The sequence below is a fragment of the Paenibacillus sp. FSL R5-0470 genome (assembly GCF_037975205.1).
Classification (GTDB): domain Bacteria; phylum Bacillota; class Bacilli; order Paenibacillales; family Paenibacillaceae; genus Paenibacillus_AQ.
The window spans coordinates 269,413-295,168 of record NZ_CP150238.1 but is presented as its reverse complement, the minus strand read 5'-3'; the positions used below and the strand labels follow the sequence as shown (position 1 = coordinate 295,168).

The following is a 25,756-nucleotide window of genomic DNA, read 5'->3' as shown; positions in this document are numbered from 1 at the left end:
GAAAAAATGCCGAACCTTGTACTTTAGAGTGATTTTATTATAGTATGCGTGCTCCCCGCTGACTATAAGATTATGGGATGGGGCGAGATGGCGGGACCTTGAGATCGCCGGGTGGAGGAGTTACGAGGTTATAGAGTTGCGTGGGGGCGTATTTGCTGAGTACAGGTTACGTTGGTTGCGAAATGGCGAGGTTATGGAGTGGCGTGGGACGGAGTTGCAGGTTACGTTGCTGCGGATTACGGGAAGCGAGGTGACGGAGTGGCGCGACAACACTTAAACCGCTACTTGATAGAGCCCCTTTAGAGTTTTTAGGGAATTCCTCCCTAAAATTCTGTATTTTAGGCTTGGTTTACTACTAATCAGGGAAAAACTCCCTAATATTCAACCGATCAGGTTATTATTGGGCATATTCTTCGTATTTTTAGGGAGAAATTCCCTAATTATAGCGTTTCAAGCTATTTTCGCGTAATTTTTAGGGAGGATTTCCCTAAAAATCATCACCAACACACATCCACCCGATCCAACCATCTTCATAACGCAGTCCTACAACCTTTAACACCGAACTAGTAGACTTCTGCTGGATCTAGCACACTGAAGCCGATTCTAGCTACCTCCTGGATCGAACTAGCAAACTTCTACCGGATCTCCCCCACATCGAAAGGAGCCAAAAATATTACTCCCAGAAACAACAAACAGCAAACTCCCATAGCGGGAATTCGCTGTCTATTGTCCCTAAATATCACCACTCACTTGGAACGCATCTATTCATCTCAATTTAGCTCTATTTAGCTCATCGTGAACGTCTGCTCCATAGCTTGTTCTACCGTAAAATGTTTCTCGCCAAGTGCTTCAGCCACGGCTTGGCAGGTGATTTTACCGTTGGCGACATTTACGCCGCTTCTTAGGCCGGCATTATCCTGAATCGCCTTAATCACACCTTTATTGGCAATTTGCAGGGCGTATGGAACGGTGACATTGGTTAAAGCGATCGTCGAAGTTTTGGCCACAGCGCCCGGCATATTAGCAACAGAATAATGCAGCACGCCGTGCTTGATAAATACAGGATTATCATGTGTTGTCACTCTGTCGATCGTCTCTACGATACCACCTTGGTCAATGGCCACATCGACAATCACCGATCCCGGCTTCATGGTCTTGACCATTTCTTCTGTAACCAGCTTCGGTGCTTTCGCACCCGGAATCAACACCGCACCTACCAGCAGATCTGCCTCAGCTACCACTTTGGCAATATTGTAAGGGTTAGAGATCAGCGTATTGATCTGTGCCCCAAAAATATCATCTAATTGACGCAATCTTTCTGCACTGAGGTCAACAATTGTAACATCAGCACCCAAACCGATAGCCATTTTTGCAGCGTTTGTACCTACTACTCCACCGCCGATGATGCTAACTTTGCCACGACTAACCCCGGGAACACCGGAGAGAAGAATCCCTTGTCCGCCATAGTTTTTTTGCAAAAACTGAGCGCCAAGCTGAACAGACATCCGGCCCGCCACTTCACTCATCGGTGTTAATAACGGCAAGGTACGTTCATGAACAACTGTCTCATACCCGATGGCAAAGACACCCTTGTCTTTGAGCGCAGCGGCCAGAGAAGGTTCAGGCGCAAGATGCAGATACGTGAACAAAATAAGGCCTGGACGGAAATAAGGGTACTCGCTTTCGAGCGGTTCTTTCACTTTCATCACCATTTCGGCAGAGCTCCAGACCGTAGCTGCGTCCTGAATCAGCTTCGCTCCGGCAGAAGCATACTCTTCGTTCGGAAATCCACTTCCCACACCAGCCCCAGCTTCCACCAGCACTTGATGTCCTTCTTTAATAAGGCTAACTACACCCGCAGGCGTTATGGCTACACGATTCTCATTATTTTTAATTTCTTTAGGCACTCCGATAATCATCATTCATCTCTCCCGTCTAATGTAGATCCCTTATGTAAAGAATGATAACATACGCTTAGTATTCCCAATTTGGTAAAAAATTAAAATATTATCTATCATCATTGTGTTTTTACACAAAGGATTCGACTTAAACCGCCCAGTAACTTTATGTCATTTGGTACCCAACACAACCCTAATCATTATCTCATAAAAAAAGACACTGCTTAAAGTGTCTTTTTGACGATTTTGTATGAAATTAAAGCACTACTTCCATATTGGAATGTTATGTTTGGTGACGCGTATTACTTTGACAGTAATAACAACACCGTTTCTAGGATTACATTTACCCCTTTTTCACAGTCTTCATAGGAGGTAAGCTCCTCTTCACAATGACTTTTCCCCCTCACACTAGGTACAAACACCATCGCGGATGGCAGAAAGCTGGCTACGAACTGAGCATCATGCCCTGCGCCACTTGCGATCTTCCGTTTTGAATAACCCAAGGCTTGTGCCGCTTGCTCCACTAAATCACATATACCCCGGTCAAACCATACTGTTTCTCTGCCCCAAAGCTTGGTCTTACTCACTTTGCAGTCCTTTAGCATCTCCGGTAAACCATGGATAATATCTTCTACCTCATGAACAATCTCCATATCCTTATGTCTAGCCTCGATCGTGAAGATCACTTTATTGGGAATGACAGTATGAATATTAGGAAGAACGTTCAATCTGCCCATGGTATACACTAGCTCAGAGTCGAGCGCACTCAGCGCGCCTCGCAGCTCCGTGATCAGATCTGTGGCAGCGAACAAGGCATCCTTGCGCATCGCCATAGGTGTGGTGCCCGCGTGATCCGATTCACCCGTCACTTCTATCTCATAACAGGCCATACCAACTACACAATCAACCAAACCAATCGATAGTTCCTCTAATTCCAGCACAGGACCTTGCTCGATATGAAGCTCCAAATAAGCAGTGGCTTCGGTAATACGATTGCTCATTTCTCCCTTATACCCACTTTTCTCGAGCGCTTCTCCAAAAGTAATGCCCTCTGGATCTTTTTTTTTCAGCATTGTCGCCTTATCGAACTTCCCGGACAGCACACCAGAGGCCATCATCGAAGGCTCGAAGCGAGCTCCTTCTTCATTTGTGAAATTCATAATGGTCACTGGTAGCCTCGGCTTTATTCCGTGATCCACGAGTGTGCGGACTACCTCTAGTCCAGCGATTACCCCAAGGATACCATCGAATCTGCCGCCTTTTTTCACAGTATCCATATGCGAACCAATTACGATAGGAGGCCCAGATGCTACACCCGCAAGCGTAGCGTACATCGTGCCCATGTCGTCCATCTTCACAGACATCCCCAGCTCTTCACAGCAAGCGCAAAAATAATTCCGAACCTTAACATCCTCTTCCGTCAGCGATAACCGGGTCACGCCATTTTTATCTGTACGCCCAAAATTCGCAAATGCCTCAATCGTATTCTTTAATCTCTCACCGTTCACGAATATTTTTTGCAATTGCATCGTAGGTCCCTCCGCTTCGAGCGTTCATGATTTTATAGACTTTCTATATATGTTATACCAATCGATATGATTGTCATTTTACATACTGTAATAATTATTATTCGCGTAATGTTACAACAAAATAGAGGTAGCAATAAGTAAACTAAAGTAGTATATACAATCTTTTGAGACGGAGGGTAAGCTTAAGATAGCTATTTATCCAGTTCTACCAAGGAAAGGAGCAGCACATGAATCTAAGCATTGTGGTCCCAGTATACAATATAGAACATTATATAACCCCTATGTTTAATTCACTCCTTACCCAAAGTGAACCGCATTTCGAGGTTATTATCGTTGATGACGGATCTACGGATAACACTTACAACGTTATAGCAAATATTCTCGCACTTCACCCCACCCTTTCCTGCAAAGTCATTCGAACAGAGAATCAGGGGGTTAGTTCGGCTAGAAATAGAGGCCTAGCAGAAGCCACAGGGAATTATGTGTTGTTTCTGGATGGAGATGATTATATTTCTGCAGACTTAGTGCGGACCATTCATACCTATATCCATGACGCTGGCCCCGAGATTATCTGCTGGGGTTATAACCATGTTTCAGAGGATGGAGTCACTACTTTGAGTTATACATCCGCTTATAGCGACATAACAGGCAGTGAAGCGCTGACTCATATTTTTGTGGACAAAAGCTTACGAATATGGACAGGGAGCATTGCGTACAAACGGGAATTGTTACTCCTTCATGATCTCCAATATACGGAATGCTGTGTGAATGGAGAAGATCAGGAATTCATCTACAAAGCCTTATCCAGAGCCGCCAGAGTTGTCACGCTTCCGGATATTCTATCGTTTTATTTACAAAGAAACACGTCAATTTCCAACAGCTATAATGTGAAAAAATTTGATGTCGTCGATGTATTCAAACGGGTCGATGCCTACTTTCAGGCACATCCCTTTGAGCAGTTGGATACGATATCCCCTTATATAAGAAATCGTGAGCTGATCGAGAATTACTTTTTCAACATAAAGACCTGTCTAAATGAGACAGAAGGGGTAAGCATTCAGGAGTTACTTCGCGACATCGATCATACCTATCCTGAACTAAATCAAGAAATGTATGAACTCATAAGACGTTATAGGGGCAATGATCGAAGATTAGCCCTTTATATCCGAGCATTCTTAATCTCCCCGCTTCTATATCACAGATTCATTTCTGTGGAGAGAAGCTTATCCAGGTTCAAGCGAAGGGAATCTAGAATATGAAGAAGATGCTGATCTATGCCTATACCGAATTTAATTTGGGCGATGATTTATTCATAAAGGTGTTGTGTGAGAGATATCCGGATACGGAGTTCAGAATCTGCGCTCCACACCTATACAAGCTATGCTTCAAAGAGATCAAGAATCTCAAAGTGATTCCTTCCGATTCCATTTTCTTAAGAGGTATTGCCTATATTTGCAGAAGATTAAAGATACATAATCTGGCGCAAAAATTCATGGCAAATCACTCCGATGGCGTTGTTCATATCGGCGGATCGATTTTTATGCAGGCAGAGCATTGGGAAGAGCATTTCAAGAACGCAGAAGCTATTCGGAATAAGAATAAGCCCTACTATTTATTAGGATCGAATTTCGGCCCTTATACAGATAAAGAATATTATGAGGAACATAGGCGGATTTTTAAGGACTATACAGACATCTGCTTTAGAGAAAAGTACTCTTATGATTTATTTGAGGATCTGAATAATGTCCGTTTAGCACCCGATATTATTTTTCAGCTTAACCCGTCAGATCTTCACACCGAACCGGAGGATTATATCGTCTTATCCGTCATTAAGCCTTCTGCTAAAGGTCTGAACGGTTTTGACAACCTCTATTATGAAAAAATGAAAGAACTCGCAATTTATTTCATTGAAAAAGGCTACGCTGTTCATTTCATGTCATTTTGTGAACACGAAGGTGATCAGCTGGCGATTGAGGAAATCCGGAGTCTTATGGGTCCCTCCTATGAGGATGCCACCCAAGTGCATTTATATAAAACGAATATGGAAGAGGTCTTGGCCGTTCTAGCCCATTCCAGCTTTATCGTAGCTTCAAGATTCCATGCGATGATCCTCGGGTGGGTATTGGGTAAACCAGTGTTTCCCGTCGCTTACAGCAAAAAAATGATCAATGTAATGGAAGATGCCCAGTTCAAAGGGTTATATACCGATTTCACTACACTGGAGCAGCTCCAGCCTGCACAGGTTTTTGAAAGTATGACTACTCACTATATGGATGTCACACCGCAAGCCAAACATGCCGAAAGGCATTTCGAGCATCTGGATACGTATTTATCGCTTTACGAAAGGAGGATACGTTATGAGAGCCAAGCGGAGCATTCTTAACTTATCTTTTGGACTCGGGAGTCAACTCATCACGATCATCCTCGGTTTTTTTATCCCCCGACTGATTATGGTCAACTATGGCTCAGAGGCCAATGGTTTAATCGCTTCTATTGTACAAATTATTAGTTATTTGGCACTGCTGGAAGCCGGCGTAGGCGCCGCTTCGATCCAAGCCCTATATAAGCCAGTAGCTTCGGATGATAAGAACCACATCAACTCTATTTTGGCCGCCACCTCTAGCTATTATAAAAAAACAGGCATTTATTATTTCTTCGCCGTCCTTCTAATCGCCACCGTGTATCCATTAGTGATCACTTCTGACATCGATCGATTATCGATTATGCTCATTATTTTACTTACAGGGATGGGCGGAGCGATCAATTATTATTTTCAAGGGAAATTCAAAGTGCTTCTCGCTGCAGAGGGAAAAAGCTATGTAGAGACTTCTATAGTCACCGTAGCTAATATTCTGAACAATGTAATTCGGATTCTGTTATTACTTCAAGGCGTTAACATCATTGCTGTGCAAGCTTCCTACTTCATACTGACCATACTTCAAATCGTCGTCTTCTATATTTATATCAATAAGCATTACAAATGGATCAACCTAAATCTTAAACCAGACTATGAAGCCATTGGTCAAAAAAATTCCGTCTTAGTCCATGAGATCTCCTACTTAGTGTTTAGAAATACTGACGTGCTAATCCTGACTATATTTACGAACTTAAAGATCGTCAGCATTTATGTCATGTACAACATGATTTTTACGATTGTAGATAACATCGTCCAAACCATAAACGGAAGCGTGAAGGCTGCTCTCGGTCAGAGCTTTCATGAGAGTAAAGAAGCTTTCATTAAATTTTATGATGCTTACGAAGTGTATTTTATGGGGCTCATTTTCTCGATTCTAACGGTAGCTTACATTCTAATTCTACCTTTTATGAAACTGTATACCGCTGGGGTAAATGACGTGAATTATATCGATATGTGGCTGCCGATCCTGTTCGTAGTCATCAAATTATTAACCAATGCCAGAGCTTCTTCTAATAATGTGATTACGATCGCCGGACATTTCAAGAACACACAGAACCGTTCCATTCTAGAATCCGCTATCAATCTAGTCGCTTCTATTGTCTTCGTTATCTTTATGGGGATTTACGGTGTATTGATGGGGACGATAGCCGCTCTCTTGTACCGTTCCATAGATATCGTGGTCTATGCTAGCAGACATCTGCTGGATCGGAGCCCTTGGGTCACTTTTAGAAGATGGCTAACGAATGCAGTAGTTTTTGTGGGCATTATTCTGGTCTCCAGCGCCATCGACATCCCTATCCATTCCTATGCAGGAATTATGTTGTGGGGTGTACTGTTAGGGCTTGTGATCCTGCCCGTATATTTCGTAATTGCCTCCTTAATGGAACGGGAAGTATTCCTATATACATGGGGGCATCTCAAAACGTATCGATATAAACTCAAAAGTAAAATTGCAGCTAGACCTAAGGTAAGTGGTTTATCCAAATAACACAGCAGGAGGCCCCCAAATGGATCATAGCGAGGTTTTGCAGCAAGCCTGTTACGTCTTTCTAAATGACCTTAATGATGAAATCAACCATTCATCTGCCCTTCAATTGGATGATCAAGAGATATTCCAACGATGCCGCATGATCATAGATAAAGAACAAAATCCGCAAGTTAAAACCTATCTAGAAATCTTATCTGAGGTGATCCGTGCTTATCTCACAGGGAGAGCTTCAGAAGATGCATTAAGGTTCTATCTGTCAGAGCAATTCAGTATTGTGAACGAAGAAATTGACGGGTTAATCCATGGGATCGTTGCAATCAAACATCAGTCCTCCCATACGGATACTTCACACTCAGCACTCCTTTCCTTTGCCGATTATCCCAAGGTTAGTGTCATTATCACTACTTACAATAGAAAGGCATTTCTATATCAAGCGATCCAAAGCATCTTAAAGCAAGACTATCCTTATATAGAGATCACAGTTATTGATGATTGCTCTACAGATGGCACGGAAGAGTTAATGCATCAAAGCTTCGGAGGCGAGTCACGGGTAATCTACATGCAGAACGAAAAGAATAGCGGGCCGGGAAATAATCGCCGTAAGGCTTTTGCTGCTCATGGTGATGGTGAGTATGTTCTTTTTCTCGATGATGATGACTATCTGATTGACATGAATTATTTAAGTAAGGCTGTGGACTTTCACAATCACCATCCCGAAATAGCATTCGTGGCTGCTAATGTGTTTCTTGAATTTTCAAAGGCCAAGCAACTGAAGATCAGTAGCCTACAGCTAAGCAGGATTATTAAGAAGCAGGATTATTTCATGAATTTCGAGAAAAAAGGATATCCGAAGCCCTCCTCCACCTTAACAACTGTCTTTAAGCGTGAGGCTTTAATGGCTATGGATATCCTGAATATGAACATGGTTAACGATGCTTCTATTTATCTGCGTTCCTTGCTCATCGGTGATGCTGGCTTCATAGATACCCTTGCCGGTGTGTACAGATTACACGGGGACAACATTACTTTTAATTTGAGTCAGCGATTCTTAATTGAGAATCTGGAGGAGAAGCTGTTAATTAAGAATATGGCCGTTCAGAAATATGGCTATCACGAGCAGGAAATGACGGAATGGTTTAACCATAATGCATATGATACGATCTCATACTATTTATTAAATTCTGCGAAAGACGCCACAGACTTTAAATTCATGTATCATTGGGCCCTTAACCATTGCCCGCCGATCTACAATCAATTAAGAAATGAATTCCGTACAAAGCTTATTAAAAAACAATTATTACGGATCTCATTACTTCGAACGCTGCTCGGAAGATGATTCACGCATTAGCTTATCGAGCAGCAGTAAAAATCCTTTTACCTCTTCTTTAGGGATGTCTGCGTACTTGTCTCCAATACTGATCTCGCAATAAGAACTATGTTCTCCCGTTGGTCTTATCGCTGCGCTTAAACCGATTCCTGTTGCCTCATATGCAGAAGACAGGATCGGTTCAATGCTCTCCCTAGACATTTGAAAATGCATATGAAACATGTTGGAGACAGGCTCAGCAGGTAACGTAGTCACCGCATGACATTGATTAACTAAAGCAGCAAGCTCTTTAGCCCCTTCATAATACTGCTGCATCTTATCTACTCTTTGCTGGTAGTAATAATCAGAGGAAATAATGTATGGATACAGACTGATTAGGTCGCCACCATGCCGCCGTTTCCATATCTTCGATTGCTTCGTAAACTCCTCACTGCCTGCAAGAATCGCGCCAGCAATTCCTCCGATTCCTTTATACAGTGAGATATAGACACTATCAAAGAGGGCGCAGATCTCAGCAGCTGTCTTTTCATAATAGGGAAGCGTCTCAAGCAATCTTGCGCCATCCAAATGCAGCTTAATTCCCCGAGCACGGCAATGTGCAGAAATCGCTTCAAGCTCCTGATACTCTGGTAACTGTCCGCCAATCTCACGCTGTGGCAATTCAAGCAGCAGACAAGCAATATCATCCTTCATTTGTAATACATCATCCAAGGTAATTAGTCGATTCTTATCCGCAAGTAGGACAGGCTCGATATGATGCAATTCCTTCAACCCATCCTGCTCATGGATCTCTAAATGACATAAAGGGTGATAGGCGACGCTCATGAGTCCTTTTTCATCACACCATATTCTTAAAGCGATTTGCTGTGCCATCGTTCCACTCGGAAAGAAGACTGCTGTTTCTTTTCCCAAAAGCTTCGCCATTTCCGACTGGAAATCCTCAATCACCTTTCCCGATCCATAAATATCAGATGGTGTACTATTCTCTACAGCTTCAAAGGCTTCCTTCAAGACTTGAACATCTCGATCCCCATGTCCTACGATTCGATAAGTCGTTTCATTAAACGCCTCTTGCACTGATTTTTTTCCGTTCATTGGTAGAATTGCCCCTTCCGTGTTTGCCTTGTCCCTAATATAGACGAATTTCAAAAAATCCCATCTTAATTTTACCCGATCTAAGGTGAAAAAACATGAGCGCTGTGCTACAATATTGGAATTGCAACGGCAATCTTAGGGAGGGTTATTGAATCACATGCTCATCATTGGTATCGCCGGCGGCACCGGCTCGGGAAAAACAACCGTAGCCCGCTCCGTCATTGACCGTCTTGGAACGGGAAAGGTAACTTTCATATCTCAAGATAACTACTATAAAGATCATTCACACCTCAGCTTCGCTGAACGTGAATCCATCAATTACGATCATCCTTTCGCTTTCGATAACGAGCTGCTTATTGAGCATCTTAAATGTCTGCGAGAAGATCAGACTGCATATGCACCGGTGTATGACTTTACAGTTCATGCCCGCTCCACTACGGAGACTGTAGAACTGAAACCCAACAATATTGTAATCATCGAGGGACTCCATGTTCTATCCGACGAAAACCTCCGCGATATGCTTGATATCAAAGTCTTTGTTGATGCTGATCCTGATGTACGCATCCTCCGCCGGGTACTCCGCGATATCGAGGAACGCGGTCGGAGCATTCAATCGATCCATCATCAATATTTGAGCACGGTTAAACCGATGCACGAAGCTTTTATTGAGCCATCCAAAAAATACGCCGATTTGATCATCCCTGAAGGTGGCCATAATGAGGTCGGTATCCAGTTGTTGTCCATCCTAACTGAGAAACATTTATATAACGACTGGACGTCCTAAAGTTCTTAAATACCTAGTTCTAACCCTAGCTGTCGAGATTCTCTCGACGGCTTTTTTGCATGTTCATCCCCAAACCTGCAGTTGACTATTCAAAGAATAATCCCACCGCATTTTGGTAATAGCTAATTTCACAGCAGTTTGCGGAAGAGGGATAACAACTATGGGATTTCTAAACAGAACAATAACTAAAATATTCAAAAACCCTACATTAGGGCACCCCAACCCCACTAGAGAATTACCTAAAGAACCTCTCAAAGAAAACCTTCAAGATAATATTGAACATATAAAAAAGACGCTCGGCAATAGCACAGACCTTGTGGTCAGAGATTTCTTCATTGGCTCCAAACATAAGATTAAAGCCGCTATTTTCTATACGGATGGACTTGCTGACAGTAAAGCTATTCAGGATTTCATTCTGGAGTCTCTTGTCTTAGAAATTCCAGATTTGAGCTTAGTACCTGAGAATGACAACTATTCCTTATTAAAAAATCACATGCTTACCGTAGGTGATATCAAAGATGCGACCGAGTTCCATTCTTTGTTAACCTCCTTATTATCCGGAGATGTGATCCTTTTACTAGATGGATACGCTAAGGGTTTCACGATTGGCATGCGTGGATGGAAAGATCGAGGTGTATCAGAAAGTGCCACCGAAACGGTGATCCGCGGACCTAAGGAAGCCTTCACAGAAAGCTTGCGTACCAACACTGCATTAATCCGGCGGAAAATAAAAGATCCAAATCTGTGGTTAGAAACACAACAAATCGGACGTATGACCCAAACCGATGTATCCATTATGTATATCAAAGGAATTGTAGATGATGGGATTGTACAAGAAGTACATACACGTTTAGATCGAATCGACATCGATGGCATCTTGGAGAGTGGTTATATCGAGGAATTAATCGAGGATGAAACCTATACTCCATTTCCAACGATCCATCATACCGAACGACCTGATGTTATTGCAGCTGCGCTAATGGAAGGAAAAGTAGCTATTTTAGTAGATGGAACGCCTATAGTCATGACGGTTCCTACTACATTCGTTTCCTTCATGCAGACCGCTGAGGATTACTACCAACGTGCAGATGTTGGTACCTTAGTTCGGATGCTCCGTTATTTCTGTATATTCATTTCTCTTCTAGCCCCATCCTTATATGTAGCTATTACTACTTTCCATCAAGAGATGTTGCCTACAACCCTACTTATTAGCTTAGCTGCTCAACGGGAAGGCGTACCGCTTCCAGCATTTATTGAAGCCCTCTTAATGGAGCTTGCTTTTGAGATTCTAAGAGAAGCTAGTGTACGCATGCCCCAAACCATAGCCCAATCTGTCTCTATAGTAGGAACGCTAGTCATTGGAACAGCTGCAGTAGATGCTGGCATTGTTTCTGCCGCCATGCTCATTGTCGTTGCTGTTACGGCGATCTCCAGCTTTGTTCTGCCGGCCTTTGATCTCGCCTTGACGGTCAGAATGCTTCGTTTCCCAATGATGTTTCTAGCGGCTTCCTTTGGATTGTTCGGTATCATCATTGGTGTTATCGCAATAGTGCTTCACATGTGTAGCTTGCGCTCCTTTGGAGTTCCTTATATGAGCCCCTTTGCTCCGTTTAATCTTGCTGATCAAAAGGACACCTTTTTCCGAATGCCCCGTTGGGCTATGTTTACCCGCCCTAAGCTGATCAATCAAAAAAATATGGTTCGGGTAAAGAGTACACCACCGGAAAAACCGGGAGATCTAACGGAGGAATAAACTATGAAACGAAGAGCACTTCTGCTGTGTGTAGTTATACTTATACAACTATTCGTAACAGGCTGCTGGAGTCGCCGGGAATTAAACGATCTTGCGATTGCTGTAGGAATCGGAATCGACAAAATCGGAGATCAATATCAAGTTTCTGCTCAAGTCGTATTACCCAGTCAAATCGCAGGCTCAAAGGGTGGTTCTCCTCAATCACCCGTAAACCTTTATAAGGCAACCGGAAATACCGTATATGAAGCTCTTAGGAAAATCACGACCCTTAGTCCACGTAAAATTTACATCTCTCATCTGCGAATCTTGGTCCTCGGCGAAGATTTGGCTAAAGAGGGAATCAGCAGTGTTCTTGATTTCATGTCAAGAGATACCGATACGCGAAACGATTACTTTATTGTGGTGGCAAAGGATACCAAAGCAGAAGACACTCTGAAAATATTAACCAGCCTTGAAAAGATTCCTGCTGTGCGATTGTTTTCTAGTCTGGAAACATCGGAGAAGCAATGGGCACCCACCTCTACTGTGACATTAGGAACACTAATTACAGAACTTGTGAGTAAGGGTAAGAATCCAGTCTTAACAGGGGTTGTCATCAATGGAAATGTAGATGTAGGACAAACCCAGAAGAATGTTGAAACGGTAGACTCTCCAACAGAATTGAAATACTCCGGATTGGCTGTATTCAAAGAGGACAAATTAATTGGTTGGCTAAATCCAGAGGAATCAAAAGTGTATAACTATTTAACCAATAAGGTAAAGAGCACCGTTTTCTATATCCAATGTCCCGAAGGAAAAAAGGTTTCGCTTGATGTATTTGAAGCCCATTCCAAAATAAAAGGCAGCATGCATAATGACAACCCAGAAATCAGTATTGAGCAACATATAGAATCAGATATAGGAGAGGTTCAATGTAGAAATCTAGACCTGACCAATCCAAAGACCATCACCGAATTAGAACAAATCGCTAACCAGAAAGTAGTACATTTATTCGAAACTACGATTAAAAAAGTACAACAAGAATTCAAATCCGATATTTTTGGCTTCGGTGAGGTCATACATCGCTCAAACCCACAGGCATGGAAGAAACTGAAAGACAATTGGGATCAAACCTTTGTAAACCTGCCTGTAAGCGTAAAGACGGACATTAAGATTCGCCAATTAGGGAAAGTGACTAACTCTTTCTTAGAAGAGATGAAGTGATACATTGGAGGGAACGAAGCTATGCTCGAAAAAGGTAAACTAAGTACTCGTCAGCTAACCATATTGGTTATGCTTCTTACCATCGGGGATTCCATTCTCGTAATCCCCCCTTCCACTACACACTACGCCAGACAAAATGCTTGGATTTCCACTTTAATTGGGATGGTAATAGGTTTGCTAGCCATCTATATGTACAGTAGGTTCATAAAGTTATATCCCAAATTAACGCTTATTGAGGCTATTCAAAAGGCTTTTGGAAAATGGCTAGGTACGGTTCTATCGCTTATGACTTTAATGTTTTTTCTTATCGTTACCGTTGGAAGTATGCGTGAGGTCAGTGATTTTGTGATTGCAGAAATGTTGCCAGGAACCCCTATTCCGCCCATTTTAACCCTATTTATACTTATCGTGATTATGGCAACACGACTTGGTATTGAGGTCTTAGGACGAACTGGTGAGATCTTTACTCCAATGATTATTATCCTATTCCTGATCCTGACGGTCGCAATTGTTCCTCAGATGAATATTGTCAGAATCCTGCCCATTTTGGAGGACGGAATAAAACCAGTACTGAGAGGATCTATCTCCATTACGGCTTACACCTTTTTAGAACCGGTTGTCTTTCTAATGGTACTCCCTTATGTAAGCCAACAACAGAAGATAACAAAAGGCTTACTACTGGGCTGTTTACTAGGTGGTACTATCATCTTCCTGACACTGACTGTTTCCATATTAGTGCTAGGTCCGGATCTGACGACCAGAGATATATATCCCAGCTACAACATAGCAAGACGTATATCCATTGGTGGGTTTTTCGAGCGGGTGGAAGCCCTGATAGCTCTACAGTGGATGTTAACCCTATTTATAAAAGTAACTTTGTTCTTCTATGCTTTCATTCTGGGTTTATCCCAATTATTAAAATTAAAAGAGTATCGCGTGTTAACCTTACCCACAGGGTTGATTTTGGTGTCACTAGCGCCTATTATTGCCCCCAATTTCACATATTACAACACAGTTTTCGATAATTATTGGGTGTATTATGTTATAACCTTCGGGTTAGTTCTACCCTTGGTGTTGTTAGGTGTGGCAATGTTTCGAAGAGCACTGAGTAAGGACTTGAAATCTCAAAACTAAAGATGGTTTGGGAGGTCGTAAATATTGGATTTAGTAGTGATCCTCATCGTTGTGGCTGTTATTATAGCTGTTGAAGTACCCCTTATGTGGAGGAAAAAATTATTCAAGGAGCTGTGGGTGTTCTCATTTCTTCTGTTGTTGGGAACCTTTTTTGGCGTAATTAACGCATTCCATATCCCAGTCTCTAACCCTTTAGGCTGGATGATATTTATCTATAAACCCGTAGCCGACATGGTAAATGCCTGGTTAACTTAACAATGAGACTAAACCCATTTAACATATCAATCCGAATCCGAGTAGGGTCACCGAATGCGGCGAGAAACCGTGTGATGTTGCTGATTCATTAAGTTTAATCTCTTGCGGCTCTATCTCCCCACCCCGATTCGTAAATAAACATAAACCTATAAAATTTTTTGACACTACAATATAGATCTCGTAGATTCTCTAACGATTAATTCTGCAGGGAAAATCTGATGCGCATGATTTACCTTCTTATTAATGAGATCAAACAAAATCTTAATCGACGCTTCCGCAATTTCTACTACTGGCTGTTTGATGGTAGTAATAGAAGGATTATAATAGAAGGAAATATCCAGTCCGTCATAACCTGCCACAGAGTAATCTTCAGGAACTCGCTTGCCTGCTTCAAATATGGCTTTACAAGCACCGATGGCCATACTATCCGACAAGGTGAAAATAGCAGTAAACTCTTCCCCTGACTCTAGCAACTCTTTTGTAACCGCATATCCATTTTCCATACTATAGCTGTCAATATTCTCTTTCATCCGCCGTACTAGCCGTTCATTATAAGCTATTCCATGATCAGAAAGAGCCTTTTTATATCCTTCATATCTTAATTTACCGATACTCACATCATCTTCAGGCGCGGTAATAACTGCTATTTTTTCATGTCCCAAATTACATAAATAGTCTACAATTTTATAGCTCTCATTAAAGTCATCTACAGATACGGAGGAATAGTTACTTAGATCAAACTCTTCCGTCATCCCAATCGTGCTGAGGACAAATGGAACCGTCAATTGCTGTAATTTTTCCTGAGAGTGTGAGAATAATCCCCCCAGGAACACAATTCCCTTCAGGCGCTTTTCTTTCTCCAGCTCAATTGCCACTTCGATCTCATCTTGATTCTCATCGACTCGCTGTAGGATAAAGGAGTATTTCTTTCGCTGGATCTCTTTTTCAAATACTTTAATCATCGGGCTGAAAAATGGATTTGATATCCCTTTGATCAATACTGCAATCGTTTTCGAATCGGAACGTTTTAAATTTCTGGCACTGTTATTCGGTACATAATGGTTTTCTTTGATGACCTTCATAACCATCGCTTTTGTTTCTTCATTAATATCCGGATGATTATTTATAGCTCTAGATACTGTAGTCACGCCAACCCCACATAATTTGGCGATATCTATGATAGTCAATCTCTCCATTTCTACCTTTCCTTTACACGTTAAATAAGAAAGTAGGGGATTCTTGAAGAGAAGACTCCACAAGAAAAGCACCCTACTCGCTTCTACATACATATTCTATTTAACCCTTAACGGCTCCTGCAACGACACCTTCGATAATATATTTTTGGCAGGTGAGGTAGAAAATGATGATGGGTACAATAGCTAGAACTAGCATCGCCATCATAGCTCCCATATCAATCGATCCGTATCCACCTTTTAGGTACTGTATCGCAATAGGAATGGTTTTGTATTCAGTACCGATCAAAAGGTCAGGCAACAGGAAGTCGTTCCATACCCACATTACATTAAGAATCGCTACGGTTACAGCTATAGGCTTAAGGATGGGCAATACCACTTTAAAGAACGCCTGCGGTGGATTACATCCATCAATCATAACCGCCTCTTCAACCTCCAGTGGGATGGACTTCACAAATCCACTAAACATAAATACCGATAGCCCTGATCCAAATCCCAGATAGATCAAGATAATCCCAATCGGATTGTCGAGATGCAGTACATTGGCTGTCTTAGTCATTGTGAACATAACCATTTGGAACGGTACGATCATCGAGAACACAAATGCGTAATACATCAAGTTCGTGAATTTTGATTTCACCCGAGTAATATACCATGCGGTCATGGAAGTGAATAACACGATTACAGCAACAGAACACACCGTGATAAACAAGGACATTCCAAAAGCACTGAAGAAATCAATCTTCGCTATACCGCTAGTATAGTTCTTCAAACCAACAAAAGTAGTTCCATTAGGGAATAAGAAAGGCGTATCACTAATGTAGAACTTCCCTTTAAAGGAGTTCATCAGAACAATAAAGATCGGAGATAAGAACGCAATGGCCAAGACCAACAAAATGGTGAATATGGAATAGTCTTTTGCTCTAGTCTGTTGCATTAGTTCTCAACCTCCTTTCTTCTAGTAATGACAAGTTGCACTAAGGCGATTAAGGCTACCAGTGCAAAGAATACGACGGCTTTCGCTTGACCGACACCTTCCCATCCTGTTTTTCCGTAGAAGGTATTGTAGATATCCAGTGCTAACATCGAGGTCTGCTTAGAAGGAGCACCAGCGGTCAACGCTAAGTTTTGGTCAAACAATTTGAATGAATTCGATAACGTTAAGAATAAACAAATGGTAATGGATGGCATTACGAGTGGAATCGTCACATTACGTAAAATCTTTGAACGTGAAGCTCCATCAATTCTTGCGGCTTCTACTATATCCTTAGGCACATTTTGAATACCTGCAACATAGATAATCATCATGTAACCTATCAATTGCCAATTCATAAGGATGATTAATCCCCAAAATCCATAAGTTGCGTCAGAGGTCAAAGTAACTCCAAATTTATACAGAATCCCATTAAAGATCAGCTGCCAGATATACCCTAATACGATACCGCCTATCAAGTTAGGCATGAAAAAAATAGTTCTAAATACGTTAGTCCCTTTTAGCTTTCTAGTTAACAACATCGCCAGTATGAAGGCGAATACATTAATCGTAAGAACAGATAGAACTGTAAACTTAACAGTAAAGCCTAGTGCATTTAGAAATTCTTGATTTGAAAATGCTTTAATGTAATTGCCAAACCCTATCCATTTTGCATCATTAACGGTAGTAAACTCTGTAAAGGATAAATATATACCTAGCAGAAAAGGTACAACAAATGCGATCCCAAAGGCTATTATGGTCGGTAATGCAAAAAGAGCAAAATATTTTCTTATCGATTTTTCCATGGAGTCTTCTCCTATCTCAGGATGGAAAATGATGAAACAGATGAATTCACTCGAATTGTTGCTTAGTGCCACTGAAATTCCAACGGGAATCCAGCAGCACTAAGCTTTTATCTTTATAACAACTGAGAGTTATTCAATCATTTTTCCATGCATTTATTATTTTGCCTTTTCAGCCTTCCAAGTGTCCTTAAAGATGGTTACAACTTCATCCCAGGTTTTATTGCCTTGAGCATACTGCAAGAGCGCATCACCAAAGACATTTTTGAACTCTTCACTTGGGAATGCCGCAAATGTCCAAGCTACGGAAGTCAGATCTTTTTCCATCCAAGCGGATACTTCTTTAGCCAGTGGATCTGCTGGTTTTTCGCTGTCTTCAAACGTGTTGAATGGAGCGATGAAACCTAAGTCGTTCGTTACATAAGCTTTACCTTTTTCACTGGAGAACAACCATTCCAAGAATGCGATAGAAGCTTGTTGGTTCTCAGCAGAGGCTTTGCTGTTGATTGCCAAATAGTTTTCTGTACCTACAGCCAGACCTTGTTTTTCTTCGCCTTCCATACCTGTGTAGATAGGCAAGAATTTGATGTCCTCAGCTTTAACTACGTTACCATCTACATCATTGATTTGTGACCAAGCCCAGTTACCGTTTTGAACCATTGCTGCGTTACCCAGTGCGAATTCAGCCATGGAGTCCGCTACAGATTTACTACCCAGAAGGGATTCTTTAGTCACAGAGTTTTTGATGTAAAGATCAAATATGTTTTTGAATTTATCGTTATATTTGAATTCAACTTCCTTAGAAGCTAGACCTGCAAGAACTGTGTTATCAAACTCAGTGTTGTCTTTGAATTCATAGTACAGTGGCAAGTTAGCCAAGTGAGTCTGCCATCTCCATTGTTCACCCGCAGCGAGGGAAGTCGAGGCGAATACACCTTTGATGCCCAGTTGATCTTTTTTAGCGGTCATATCTTCTACTACTGCTTTCAAAGTCTCGAAATTATTGATTTCAGTTGTGGACGAGATCGAAACAGCTTTGTCAGCTAAAGCAAAGTATTTCTTCATAATGGCGTCGTTGTAGATAATACCGTATCCTTCAACTACGTAAGGGATACCATACACGCCTTCGCCTTCAGTTACAGCCAAGCTTTTGTCGGACAAGTAGCTGTATAGCTTAGTATCCTTCAAATCCAAGGTGTAATCTTTCCAAGCTTGGAAACCAACAGGTCCATTAATTTGGAAGATCGTAGGTGCATCGGACTTAGAAATTTCGGATTTCAATTTGGTTTCGTACGTACCTGCTGCAGCTGTTACGACTTTTACTTTAACGCCTGTCTCCGCTTCGTAATCCTTAGCGATTTTTTCATATATCTCTGCAATTTCAGGCTTGAAGTTTAAAAAGTAAACCGATCCATTTTTACCAGATGAAGCGTTTCCATTATTGGTTGCTGTATTGTTCTCTTTATTCCCACACCCTGCTGCCAAGACTACAACCATAGACATTACCAACATGAGCCCTAGATATTTTTTAATATTCTTCATTTTTCTTCCCCCTCGAACTTTTTATTAAATTACTTCTCTTAAAGACGTCTCCGAGCTTGCTCACCGAGAATAATGTCAGCGTTTTCATTTCACTTAAATATTCTCCGCTTTTTTCCGGTATCCTTATCGGTAACGTTTTCAATTGAAATATTAGCACACCGTTTGGAACATTTCAATAACCATTTTATTGCAGAAACTCGCCATTACAAATCTTCAAACGTTATAATAGACAAGTATAAACGCCTTCGACTTTCTTATATTTTTTAAAATAACTATGAATAGGTGATTGCATATCTTATCTCTGATCGAAAAGTATGAGTTACAATTCTCTAATAATAATTATTTTGGCGATATCGGGGTAGAGCCCTCTTACTCCATTGTAAAAGGTACTCTTCCTGTCCTTGTGTCCGCTCCGCATACCATTAACCACTATAGAGAGCATGCAGTAAAACCTGCGGACATGTATACAGGTTCTCTTGCGCTGCTGTTACAAAAGCTCACCAATTGCTACTGTATCTATTCCAATAGCTTCTCCAAAGAAGACCCCAATTACATCCTTGGCGGAGAATATAAAGCTGCACTTGGAACAATTGTCAAAGAACATCAAATTAACTTTGTTATAGACTTGCATGGTGCCTCTAAGGATAGGGAATTTGATATTGATTTAGGTACATTACACGGAACTTCCATACAAGAAAATAACATAAATGAAGTCGTACGTATTTTTTTCAATAATGGTATTACCAATGTTCATCAAAACCATACATTTTCTGCATCTCATCTGGGAACGGTCACATCGTATTCCGCCAAAGAGCTGTTAGTTCAAAGTATTCAAATTGAAATTAATCGAAATTATCGTAACCCGAAATCATTTGATTTATTCCAAAAAACCATTCATTCCCTCGAACAAATCATCAATCAATTGGGAGGTGCCTAACATAAATATCGAGCAGACCTTCACCCTATTGGACAAACAAAGCTATACTGCCCGGGAAGAACTCACGATGAACCCCGATGAGCTGGCTGAATTAGGCTTAGTCCACCATATCTTTGTCGAGCTTAAAGCAGAGAATGATGCTCAGGTTAGCTGTTTGCTTTTATCTAAAAGTGATATCCCTAGAGGCAGTATTCAATTATCTAAAAGAGCAAAGGACAAGCTAGGAGATTGCCCCATAACAGGATTAACCATTACTAAACCTGAGTACAACACGATTTTTCGGGGAATTCCTAAAGTGGACGAGATTGCCAAACCTTATGTCAAAGCTTGTCCAACGCTCGTCCGCAAATATTCGAACCATGTAGAGCTGATTAATCCTAAGAATGGCTTTCGGGTAAACTTAACGTTAAAAGAGGATGACACAGCCAAGCCGAATGCACTATATTTCAACAGATATATCATGTTGTTACTTGAGACTCATGCCACTGAGGATGATCAACTAATTATTACCCGTGCAAGAACAAGTCCTCAGTCCAAGCCAGGCATACATAAACTTATACATATGGGAATCAAACATCCCTTAACCGCATTAGGAAATCTTTTTATTGGCAAAAGAGAGCTTACGCTAAGAGTAGGACATCCCTACCCTTTTGATGAGCACCAAAATCTATGCCGAATTCACCCCAATGTTAGAAAGCTACTGGGCATGGAAGAGACCGATAAAATCGTCATCACCTATAACAACAAAGAAATCACCGTCCCCATCTTAGATATAGACACTGAGCATATTGCCCAGTTGATCAAGCTAAATGAGGAGGATGATCAGCTCAAATTTATCGACAGCCACTTATTTATTGGAATCACCGCTTTGTCACGAAATGAACTAGAAATCCCCAGTATCGGCACATCGGTTACCGTAAAGAGAAGCATGAACTCCCTATTCTTAAAACACTTAAATAAGCTGGTCTTGCCTGTAATTGCTCTATTGTTTACAGTAGTACAGCTGTATAAGGATTTGAGCTGGAGCATCGCTCTGACCGTTGCTATTTCTCTGATGCTACTTCCGATAATCATCTACACGACGCTATCTGAAGAACGAGCAAAAATTAACTAAATGGAGCGATGATCGTGGAATTCACTTCACAAGCCCAGGTAGAAGATATGATCTACAGCTCTTATCTAAGAGCCATTAACAACATCACAGAAACTTTGGATGGACAAGTTAGACGACCGGAATTAACCAGAGAATTGCTGGATCTAGTCGGAAATCCGGATCGAGATCAACAATACATACTAGTCACAGGCAGTAAAGGTAAGGGCTCCACCTCAAGGTTTATCTCTTCTTTGTTAAGTCACCTAGGCTATAAAGTGGGCTTGTTTACCTCCCCTCATCTGGTTGATTTCAACGAAAGAATACGGATTGACGGGCGGGCCATATCCACAGAGGATTTTGTACGATTAGGAAATGTGGTTCGCGAGGGATTTCAAACGATTGAAGATCAGCTTGCCGCTGATGAGTATCAAGGTCCTGTTGGGGTGGGTCTGGCGATTGCGACGTTGTACTTCAAGGAGAATCATACCGATTTCAATGTAATTGAATGTGGAAGAGGCGGAAGGTTTGATGACACGAATGTCCTGAAGAATGATTGGGCTGTCATTACTCCGATTATGGAGGAACATGTAGCTAATTTGGGACCTGACCTGAACAGCATTACACTACATAAACTGGGTATCGTCAAAAACAAGGCTACTAACGTCTATATTAGCAAACAGAAATCGAGCGTACTTGCGACTATAAAAGCGAACCTCACTTCCAACGCTGTGCAGTATTATGAGGAGCAGTTCTGGGCTGACTCTATTGCAATAACACCCGTTGGAACTACTTTTAATGTTCAGACAAATCAAGCGGTTTACCCGTCCTTAACGATTCCGTTATTGGGGCAATTTCAAGCTCTAAATGCAGCCACTGCAGTCGCACTATGTGAGGATATTACAAGTGGTCCTCTGAATAGGGAACTCGTTCTCAAATGCTTTGCACAATTACAATGGCCGGGTCGCTGTGAAGTGATCTGCCATGATCCATTAACAATAATTGACGGAGCAATTCATAAAGAGTCGGCAGGCTATTTGGCTGAGCTTATTCAACTGGTGAATCCTGACCGCAGCCGAGCTGTAACTTCAATTATCGGTGTCCCTAAAGATAAAGATTACCCAGGGGTTATCGAAGTGATGAGTTCGGTCTCGGATCAATTAATCATCACAAAGCCCGATATTAGTCATCTTTCTTTTCCTACAGATGCACTCCATGTTGCCAAACGTTTTATCGAACAAAGTTACGAGTTCCCCTATTTAGAGGACGCTCTAACGCACATACAAACTGGCTCGTCTTCCGAGATTATTGTAATTGTCGGCACGCAAACCTTTATCGGAAATGCCAAAAGATTATTCGGGCAATCGCTGCTCGATATCGGCTTATAGCTTCTCAAAGCGCTGGAGAATGACTTCCTGATAAAGATCAGATAGAGCTGGCACTTCACTTGGATTCTGCTTACAATACTCATCTAGCATAACCTTATGATTCACTTCGATCACCCTGAGGCCTTGATCTGTCTCCAAAATATCCACGGAGCAGAAATCAAGGCCCATCGCTTTAGAGGTCTCGGAAGCAAGCGCCGCAAGCGCCGCTCGTTTGGCCTGATCGCTAACCTCAATAGCAACAGCCCCGTTAATCAAATTGTGCTTCCAAGAGCGAACTCTTTTTTTGCCAAGGAATACACGCGCCTGGTGATTAAAAGTTACGATTCTATACTCAATCTCCGCTTCATAATAGGGACCTATTGCCCCATTAAGCTGTAAAGAAAATAATAAATCCAGCTTTTCGTGCAGATCGGCTATCTCATTAATTTTGTACACATGATTTCCCTGCGCCCCGTTATCCTGCTTCATAACTACCACCCCATTAAGCGTTTGGAAATAACGTTCAGCGAATGAATAAGGATTCAAGTTGTTAAATTTGGAGTCAGGATGTGGCAAATAGATATGTTCTACCGCGGAGATATTCGCCTTATGCAAAACGTCATAAGTTAGAGATTTACTCATAGCAATGATCGTAGAAGCACTGTTGTTTAGTCCGATCTCAGCGTCTACCATCACAAATGATTTCAATCCATCCGTAGCTCTATATACGAAATTCGGTGTAACTTCCTCAAAGGTAATCCCTGAGGTTGTAACAGAATGCTGGATCATTTTTAAGTAAGGTCTAGTCGTCATTCAGTTTCCTCATTTCTAACAAAATATGACCAAACCTAATCATAGCATGAGAAATATCAATCGAAAATAACATTAACATGTTATAATTACTATCACAAAAACCTTAGAAATCTTGTTCGAGGGACTTTCCCAAAAAAATAACAGGGTTAATGTTATGTTTAATGACTGATAGCGCTTTTATAGTTAAAAATAAGTATTGATTATTTAGTGATCATCCTCTATGATAATCTTATCAAGCGAACCAAAAAGTTAAAGCGGTTAAACTTTAATACCAAGGTATCTATTATTATTGCTTCTTAATAGTATTAGCACGACCAAAAGTTAAAGCGCTTATACTTTAAAATGAGAGGTTGGTGTGTCATGATCAATCGCGAGAACAGGCGGCAGACTTTCTACATGTATCTGTTCATTTCTCCTTGGATTATCGGCTTCCTAGTATTCGCCCTTTATCCTATCTTATCATCGCTTTACTTCAGCTTTACTGATTATGACATCATACACCCGCCTAAGTTTATCGGGCTCGCTAACTACACAGAGATGTTTCACAATGACCTATTCTGGAAATCGGTGGTTGTCACGCTGAGATATACCTTCATCGGTGTACCTATCCAGCTTGTTCTCGGTCTTGGATTTGCGCTATTGCTTCACCAGACCATTCCTCTGCGCGGCTTTTTCCGAACGGCCATGTATTTTCCAAGCATGGTATCCGGCGTGGCCATGTCCCTCCTATGGTACTGGATCTTCAACCCGCAGATCGGGCTCTTCAATTACATCCTTTCCTGGTTCGGTATTCATGGACCGGCTTGGCTGATGAACCCGGACACTGCACTATATGCCTTGATCATCATGACCTTCTGGACAGCAGGCTCAGGAATGATTTTATTCCTCGCAGGTCTGCAAGGCGTACCGGCTAGCTTGATCGAAGCCGCTAACCTTGACGGTGCCGGACGCTTCAGAATTTTCTTGAACATTACCTTGCCGATGATCTCTCCCGTGCTGCTTTTTCAACTAATTATGGGACTGATTGATTCCTTCCAAGTCTTTACCCAAGCTTTTGTTATGACTCAAGGAGGTCCGAATTACTCTACCTGGTTCTATGTCTATAATCTCTACACCAGTGCTTTCAAAGAATATCGTGCCGGTTATTCCTCAGCCTTGGCATGGGTGCTCCTCATCGTAGTTATGCTGTGCACCGCACTAATTATGAAATTGTCTAACCGTTATGTTCACTACGAAGGAGGCGGACGCAAATGAGTACAGTCAGAGCGCTAAGCCCCCAGACTAAAGGAACCAAACGCCGCCGGAAAGTGGAGCCTGTTAAGATTTTTAGCTTTATTACTTTAGTAGTTACAACATTTCTGATGCTGCTTCCTTTGTTCTTCATGGTCTCCACTTCACTTAAGTCCAAACGTGAGATGCTGAAGTTCCCACCCACCTTTCTTCCAGAGAGCTGGCAGTGGAGCAATTACACAGAAATATTTGATACCCTGCAGTTCGGTACGCTTTACAAAAATAGTTTGATTATTGCCGGCCTCAGCGTTGTAGGCACCTTGATTTCTTCAGCACTGGTCGCCTATGGATTCGCCAGATTTAGAGGTAGAGGAAATCAGATATGGTTCATCCTATTGTTGAGCACAATGATGTTGCCTTATCCAGCCATTATGATTCCGCAATTCGTACTCTTTTCGCAAATGAACTGGATCGACACCTTCCTACCCTTGATTGTGCCTGCTTTTTTCGGCTCAGCTTATAACATTTTCCTGCTGCGCCAATTCTTCTCCACGTTGCCTGAAGAGCTGTTTGATGCCGGACGCATTGATGGATGCGGCGAAATACGGATGTGGGCTACTATAGCACTCCCACTCTCCAAACCCGCCCTTGCAACTGTAGCTATCTTTGCTTTTATCTACAACTGGAACGATCTGCTTACACCGGTGCTTTACCTAAGCTCGTCAGAGAAGTTCACGCTACCGGTCGGGATGGCTTCTCTCACCTCATCGAGATTCCGCATTCCACCTTGGCATTTGCTGATGGTCGCTTCGGTTCTAGCTATGGTTCCTATCGTTACGCTGTTTGCTGTAGCACAGAAACAGTTCGTCGAAGGGATTGTACTTACAGGGATTAAGTAATAATCCGCCACCCGGGCGGCCAAATA

Annotated in this window: 23 protein-coding genes; 15 read left to right on the top strand and 8 right to left on the bottom strand. The window is 41.8% G+C overall.

The annotated features are described in order from the left end of the window. Window positions 1–136: 136 nt before the first annotated feature. On the top strand, window positions 137–277 hold the full coding sequence (locus MKY99_RS01355) for a hypothetical protein (protein WP_339268246.1): 141 nt from the start codon (window positions 137–139) through the stop codon (window positions 275–277). Between the two features lie 508 nt (window positions 278–785). Here MKY99_RS01355 and ald read toward each other — a convergent pair. Then, entirely contained in the window at window positions 786–1,919 is a 1,134-nt protein-coding gene (gene ald, locus MKY99_RS01350) for an alanine dehydrogenase (protein WP_042184149.1), read from the bottom strand. Window positions 1,920–2,200: 281 nt separating this feature from the next. Then, window positions 2,201–3,427, bottom strand: a complete 1,227-nt coding sequence (locus MKY99_RS01345) for a Zn-dependent hydrolase (protein WP_339268244.1) — start codon at window positions 3,425–3,427, stop codon at window positions 2,201–2,203. Window positions 3,428–3,654: 227 nt separating this feature from the next. On the opposite strand from MKY99_RS01345, the gene MKY99_RS01340 reads away from it, so the two are divergent. The 4 genes from MKY99_RS01340 to MKY99_RS01325 are packed head-to-tail and all read left to right on the top strand — an operon-like array spanning window position 3,655 to window position 8,668. After that, a complete protein-coding gene (locus MKY99_RS01340) occupies window positions 3,655–4,686 on the top strand; it encodes a glycosyltransferase family A protein (RefSeq protein ID WP_339244342.1) in 1,032 nt (343 codons plus the stop codon). Next, complete coding sequence (locus MKY99_RS01335; protein ID WP_339268242.1) at window positions 4,683–5,810, top strand: polysaccharide pyruvyl transferase family protein; 1,128 nt, start codon at window positions 4,683–4,685, stop codon at window positions 5,808–5,810. Before MKY99_RS01340 ends, MKY99_RS01335 begins: the two co-directional genes overlap by 4 nt. Next, window positions 5,785–7,332: a sugar isomerase gene (locus tag MKY99_RS01330; RefSeq protein WP_339268240.1), complete on the top strand. Its 1,548-nt coding sequence runs from the start codon at window positions 5,785–5,787 to the stop codon at window positions 7,330–7,332. The genes MKY99_RS01335 and MKY99_RS01330 overlap by 26 nt, the downstream gene beginning before the upstream one ends. Before the next feature lie 19 nt (window positions 7,333–7,351). After that, the gene (locus MKY99_RS01325) at window positions 7,352–8,668 is read left to right on the top strand and encodes a glycosyltransferase family A protein (protein WP_339268238.1); all 1,317 of its coding nucleotides are present in this window, start codon (window positions 7,352–7,354) and stop codon (window positions 8,666–8,668) included. Here MKY99_RS01325 and MKY99_RS01320 read toward each other — a convergent pair. Further along, window positions 8,642–9,754: a beta-eliminating lyase-related protein gene (locus MKY99_RS01320; protein WP_339268237.1), complete on the bottom strand. Its 1,113-nt coding sequence runs from the start codon at window positions 9,752–9,754 to the stop codon at window positions 8,642–8,644. The two genes, MKY99_RS01325 and MKY99_RS01320, sit on opposite strands and share 27 nt — an antisense overlap. A 157-nt stretch (window positions 9,755–9,911) precedes the next feature. Between MKY99_RS01320 and udk the strand changes: the two genes are divergently transcribed. From udk to MKY99_RS01295, 5 genes are all read left to right on the top strand, one after another. Further along, window positions 9,912–10,538, top strand: coding sequence for a uridine kinase (gene udk / locus MKY99_RS01315; RefSeq protein ID WP_042184138.1), 627 nt, complete (start codon window positions 9,912–9,914; stop codon window positions 10,536–10,538). Between the two features lie 160 nt (window positions 10,539–10,698). Further along, window positions 10,699–12,291, top strand: coding sequence for a spore germination protein (locus MKY99_RS01310; RefSeq protein WP_339268235.1), 1,593 nt, complete (start codon window positions 10,699–10,701; stop codon window positions 12,289–12,291). Between the two features lie 3 nt (window positions 12,292–12,294). Next, window positions 12,295–13,494 carry a Ger(x)C family spore germination protein gene (locus MKY99_RS01305; protein WP_042184136.1) on the top strand — a complete coding sequence of 400 codons (1,200 nt, stop codon included), beginning with the start codon at window positions 12,295–12,297 and terminating at the stop codon, window positions 13,492–13,494. Between the two features lie 21 nt (window positions 13,495–13,515). Next, on the top strand, window positions 13,516–14,628 hold the full coding sequence (locus MKY99_RS01300; RefSeq protein ID WP_339268232.1) for an endospore germination permease: 1,113 nt from the start codon (window positions 13,516–13,518) through the stop codon (window positions 14,626–14,628). Window positions 14,629–14,652: 24 nt separating this feature from the next. Then, window positions 14,653–14,883, top strand: coding sequence for a hypothetical protein (locus MKY99_RS01295; protein ID WP_339268230.1), 231 nt, complete (start codon window positions 14,653–14,655; stop codon window positions 14,881–14,883). A 164-nt stretch (window positions 14,884–15,047) separates the two neighbouring features. Here the strand turns inward: MKY99_RS01295 and MKY99_RS01290 are convergent, their stop codons facing one another. The 4 genes from MKY99_RS01290 to MKY99_RS01275 all read right to left on the bottom strand — a co-directional run bounded on the left by MKY99_RS01290 (window position 15,048) and on the right by MKY99_RS01275 (window position 19,394). Then, a complete protein-coding gene (locus tag MKY99_RS01290; RefSeq protein WP_042184130.1) occupies window positions 15,048–16,079 on the bottom strand; it encodes a LacI family DNA-binding transcriptional regulator in 1,032 nt (343 codons plus the stop codon). A gap of 100 nt (window positions 16,080–16,179) precedes the next feature. Beyond that, window positions 16,180–17,013: a carbohydrate ABC transporter permease gene (locus MKY99_RS01285; protein WP_042184128.1), complete on the bottom strand. Its 834-nt coding sequence runs from the start codon at window positions 17,011–17,013 to the stop codon at window positions 16,180–16,182. Then, a complete protein-coding gene (locus tag MKY99_RS01280) occupies window positions 17,013–17,855 on the bottom strand; it encodes a sugar ABC transporter permease (protein ID WP_042184126.1) in 843 nt (280 codons plus the stop codon). The genes MKY99_RS01285 and MKY99_RS01280 overlap by 1 nt, the downstream gene beginning before the upstream one ends. 156 nt (window positions 17,856–18,011) lie before the next feature. Continuing rightward, a complete protein-coding gene (locus MKY99_RS01275; RefSeq protein WP_339268228.1) occupies window positions 18,012–19,394 on the bottom strand; it encodes an ABC transporter substrate-binding protein in 1,383 nt (460 codons plus the stop codon). A gap of 286 nt (window positions 19,395–19,680) precedes the next feature. Here MKY99_RS01275 and MKY99_RS01270 point away from each other — a divergent pair, with 286 nt between their 5' ends. Genes MKY99_RS01270 through MKY99_RS01260 form a run of 3 tightly spaced genes read left to right on the top strand, consistent with a single transcriptional unit; the run spans window position 19,681 to window position 22,809 of the window. Beyond that, window positions 19,681–20,331: a hypothetical protein gene (locus tag MKY99_RS01270; RefSeq protein WP_339268227.1), complete on the top strand. Its 651-nt coding sequence runs from the start codon at window positions 19,681–19,683 to the stop codon at window positions 20,329–20,331. Next, window positions 20,324–21,445, top strand: coding sequence for a hypothetical protein (locus MKY99_RS01265; protein WP_339268226.1), 1,122 nt, complete (start codon window positions 20,324–20,326; stop codon window positions 21,443–21,445). Before MKY99_RS01270 ends, MKY99_RS01265 begins: the two co-directional genes overlap by 8 nt. 14 nt (window positions 21,446–21,459) lie before the next feature. After that, a complete protein-coding gene (locus MKY99_RS01260; RefSeq protein ID WP_339268225.1) occupies window positions 21,460–22,809 on the top strand; it encodes a Mur ligase family protein in 1,350 nt (449 codons plus the stop codon). Here MKY99_RS01260 and MKY99_RS01255 read toward each other — a convergent pair. After that, window positions 22,804–23,601 carry a hypothetical protein gene (locus MKY99_RS01255; protein ID WP_339268223.1) on the bottom strand — a complete coding sequence of 266 codons (798 nt, stop codon included), beginning with the start codon at window positions 23,599–23,601 and terminating at the stop codon, window positions 22,804–22,806. The two genes, MKY99_RS01260 and MKY99_RS01255, sit on opposite strands and share 6 nt — an antisense overlap. A 360-nt stretch (window positions 23,602–23,961) precedes the next feature. Between MKY99_RS01255 and MKY99_RS01250 the strand changes: the two genes are divergently transcribed. Together MKY99_RS01250 and MKY99_RS01245 are read left to right on the top strand one after the other, a co-directional pair. Next, on the top strand, window positions 23,962–24,855 hold the full coding sequence (locus MKY99_RS01250) for a sugar ABC transporter permease (protein WP_042184117.1): 894 nt from the start codon (window positions 23,962–23,964) through the stop codon (window positions 24,853–24,855). Continuing rightward, window positions 24,852–25,730, top strand: a complete 879-nt coding sequence (locus tag MKY99_RS01245; RefSeq protein ID WP_042184115.1) for a carbohydrate ABC transporter permease — start codon at window positions 24,852–24,854, stop codon at window positions 25,728–25,730. The genes MKY99_RS01250 and MKY99_RS01245 overlap by 4 nt, the downstream gene beginning before the upstream one ends. Window positions 25,731–25,756 lie beyond the last annotated feature (26 nt).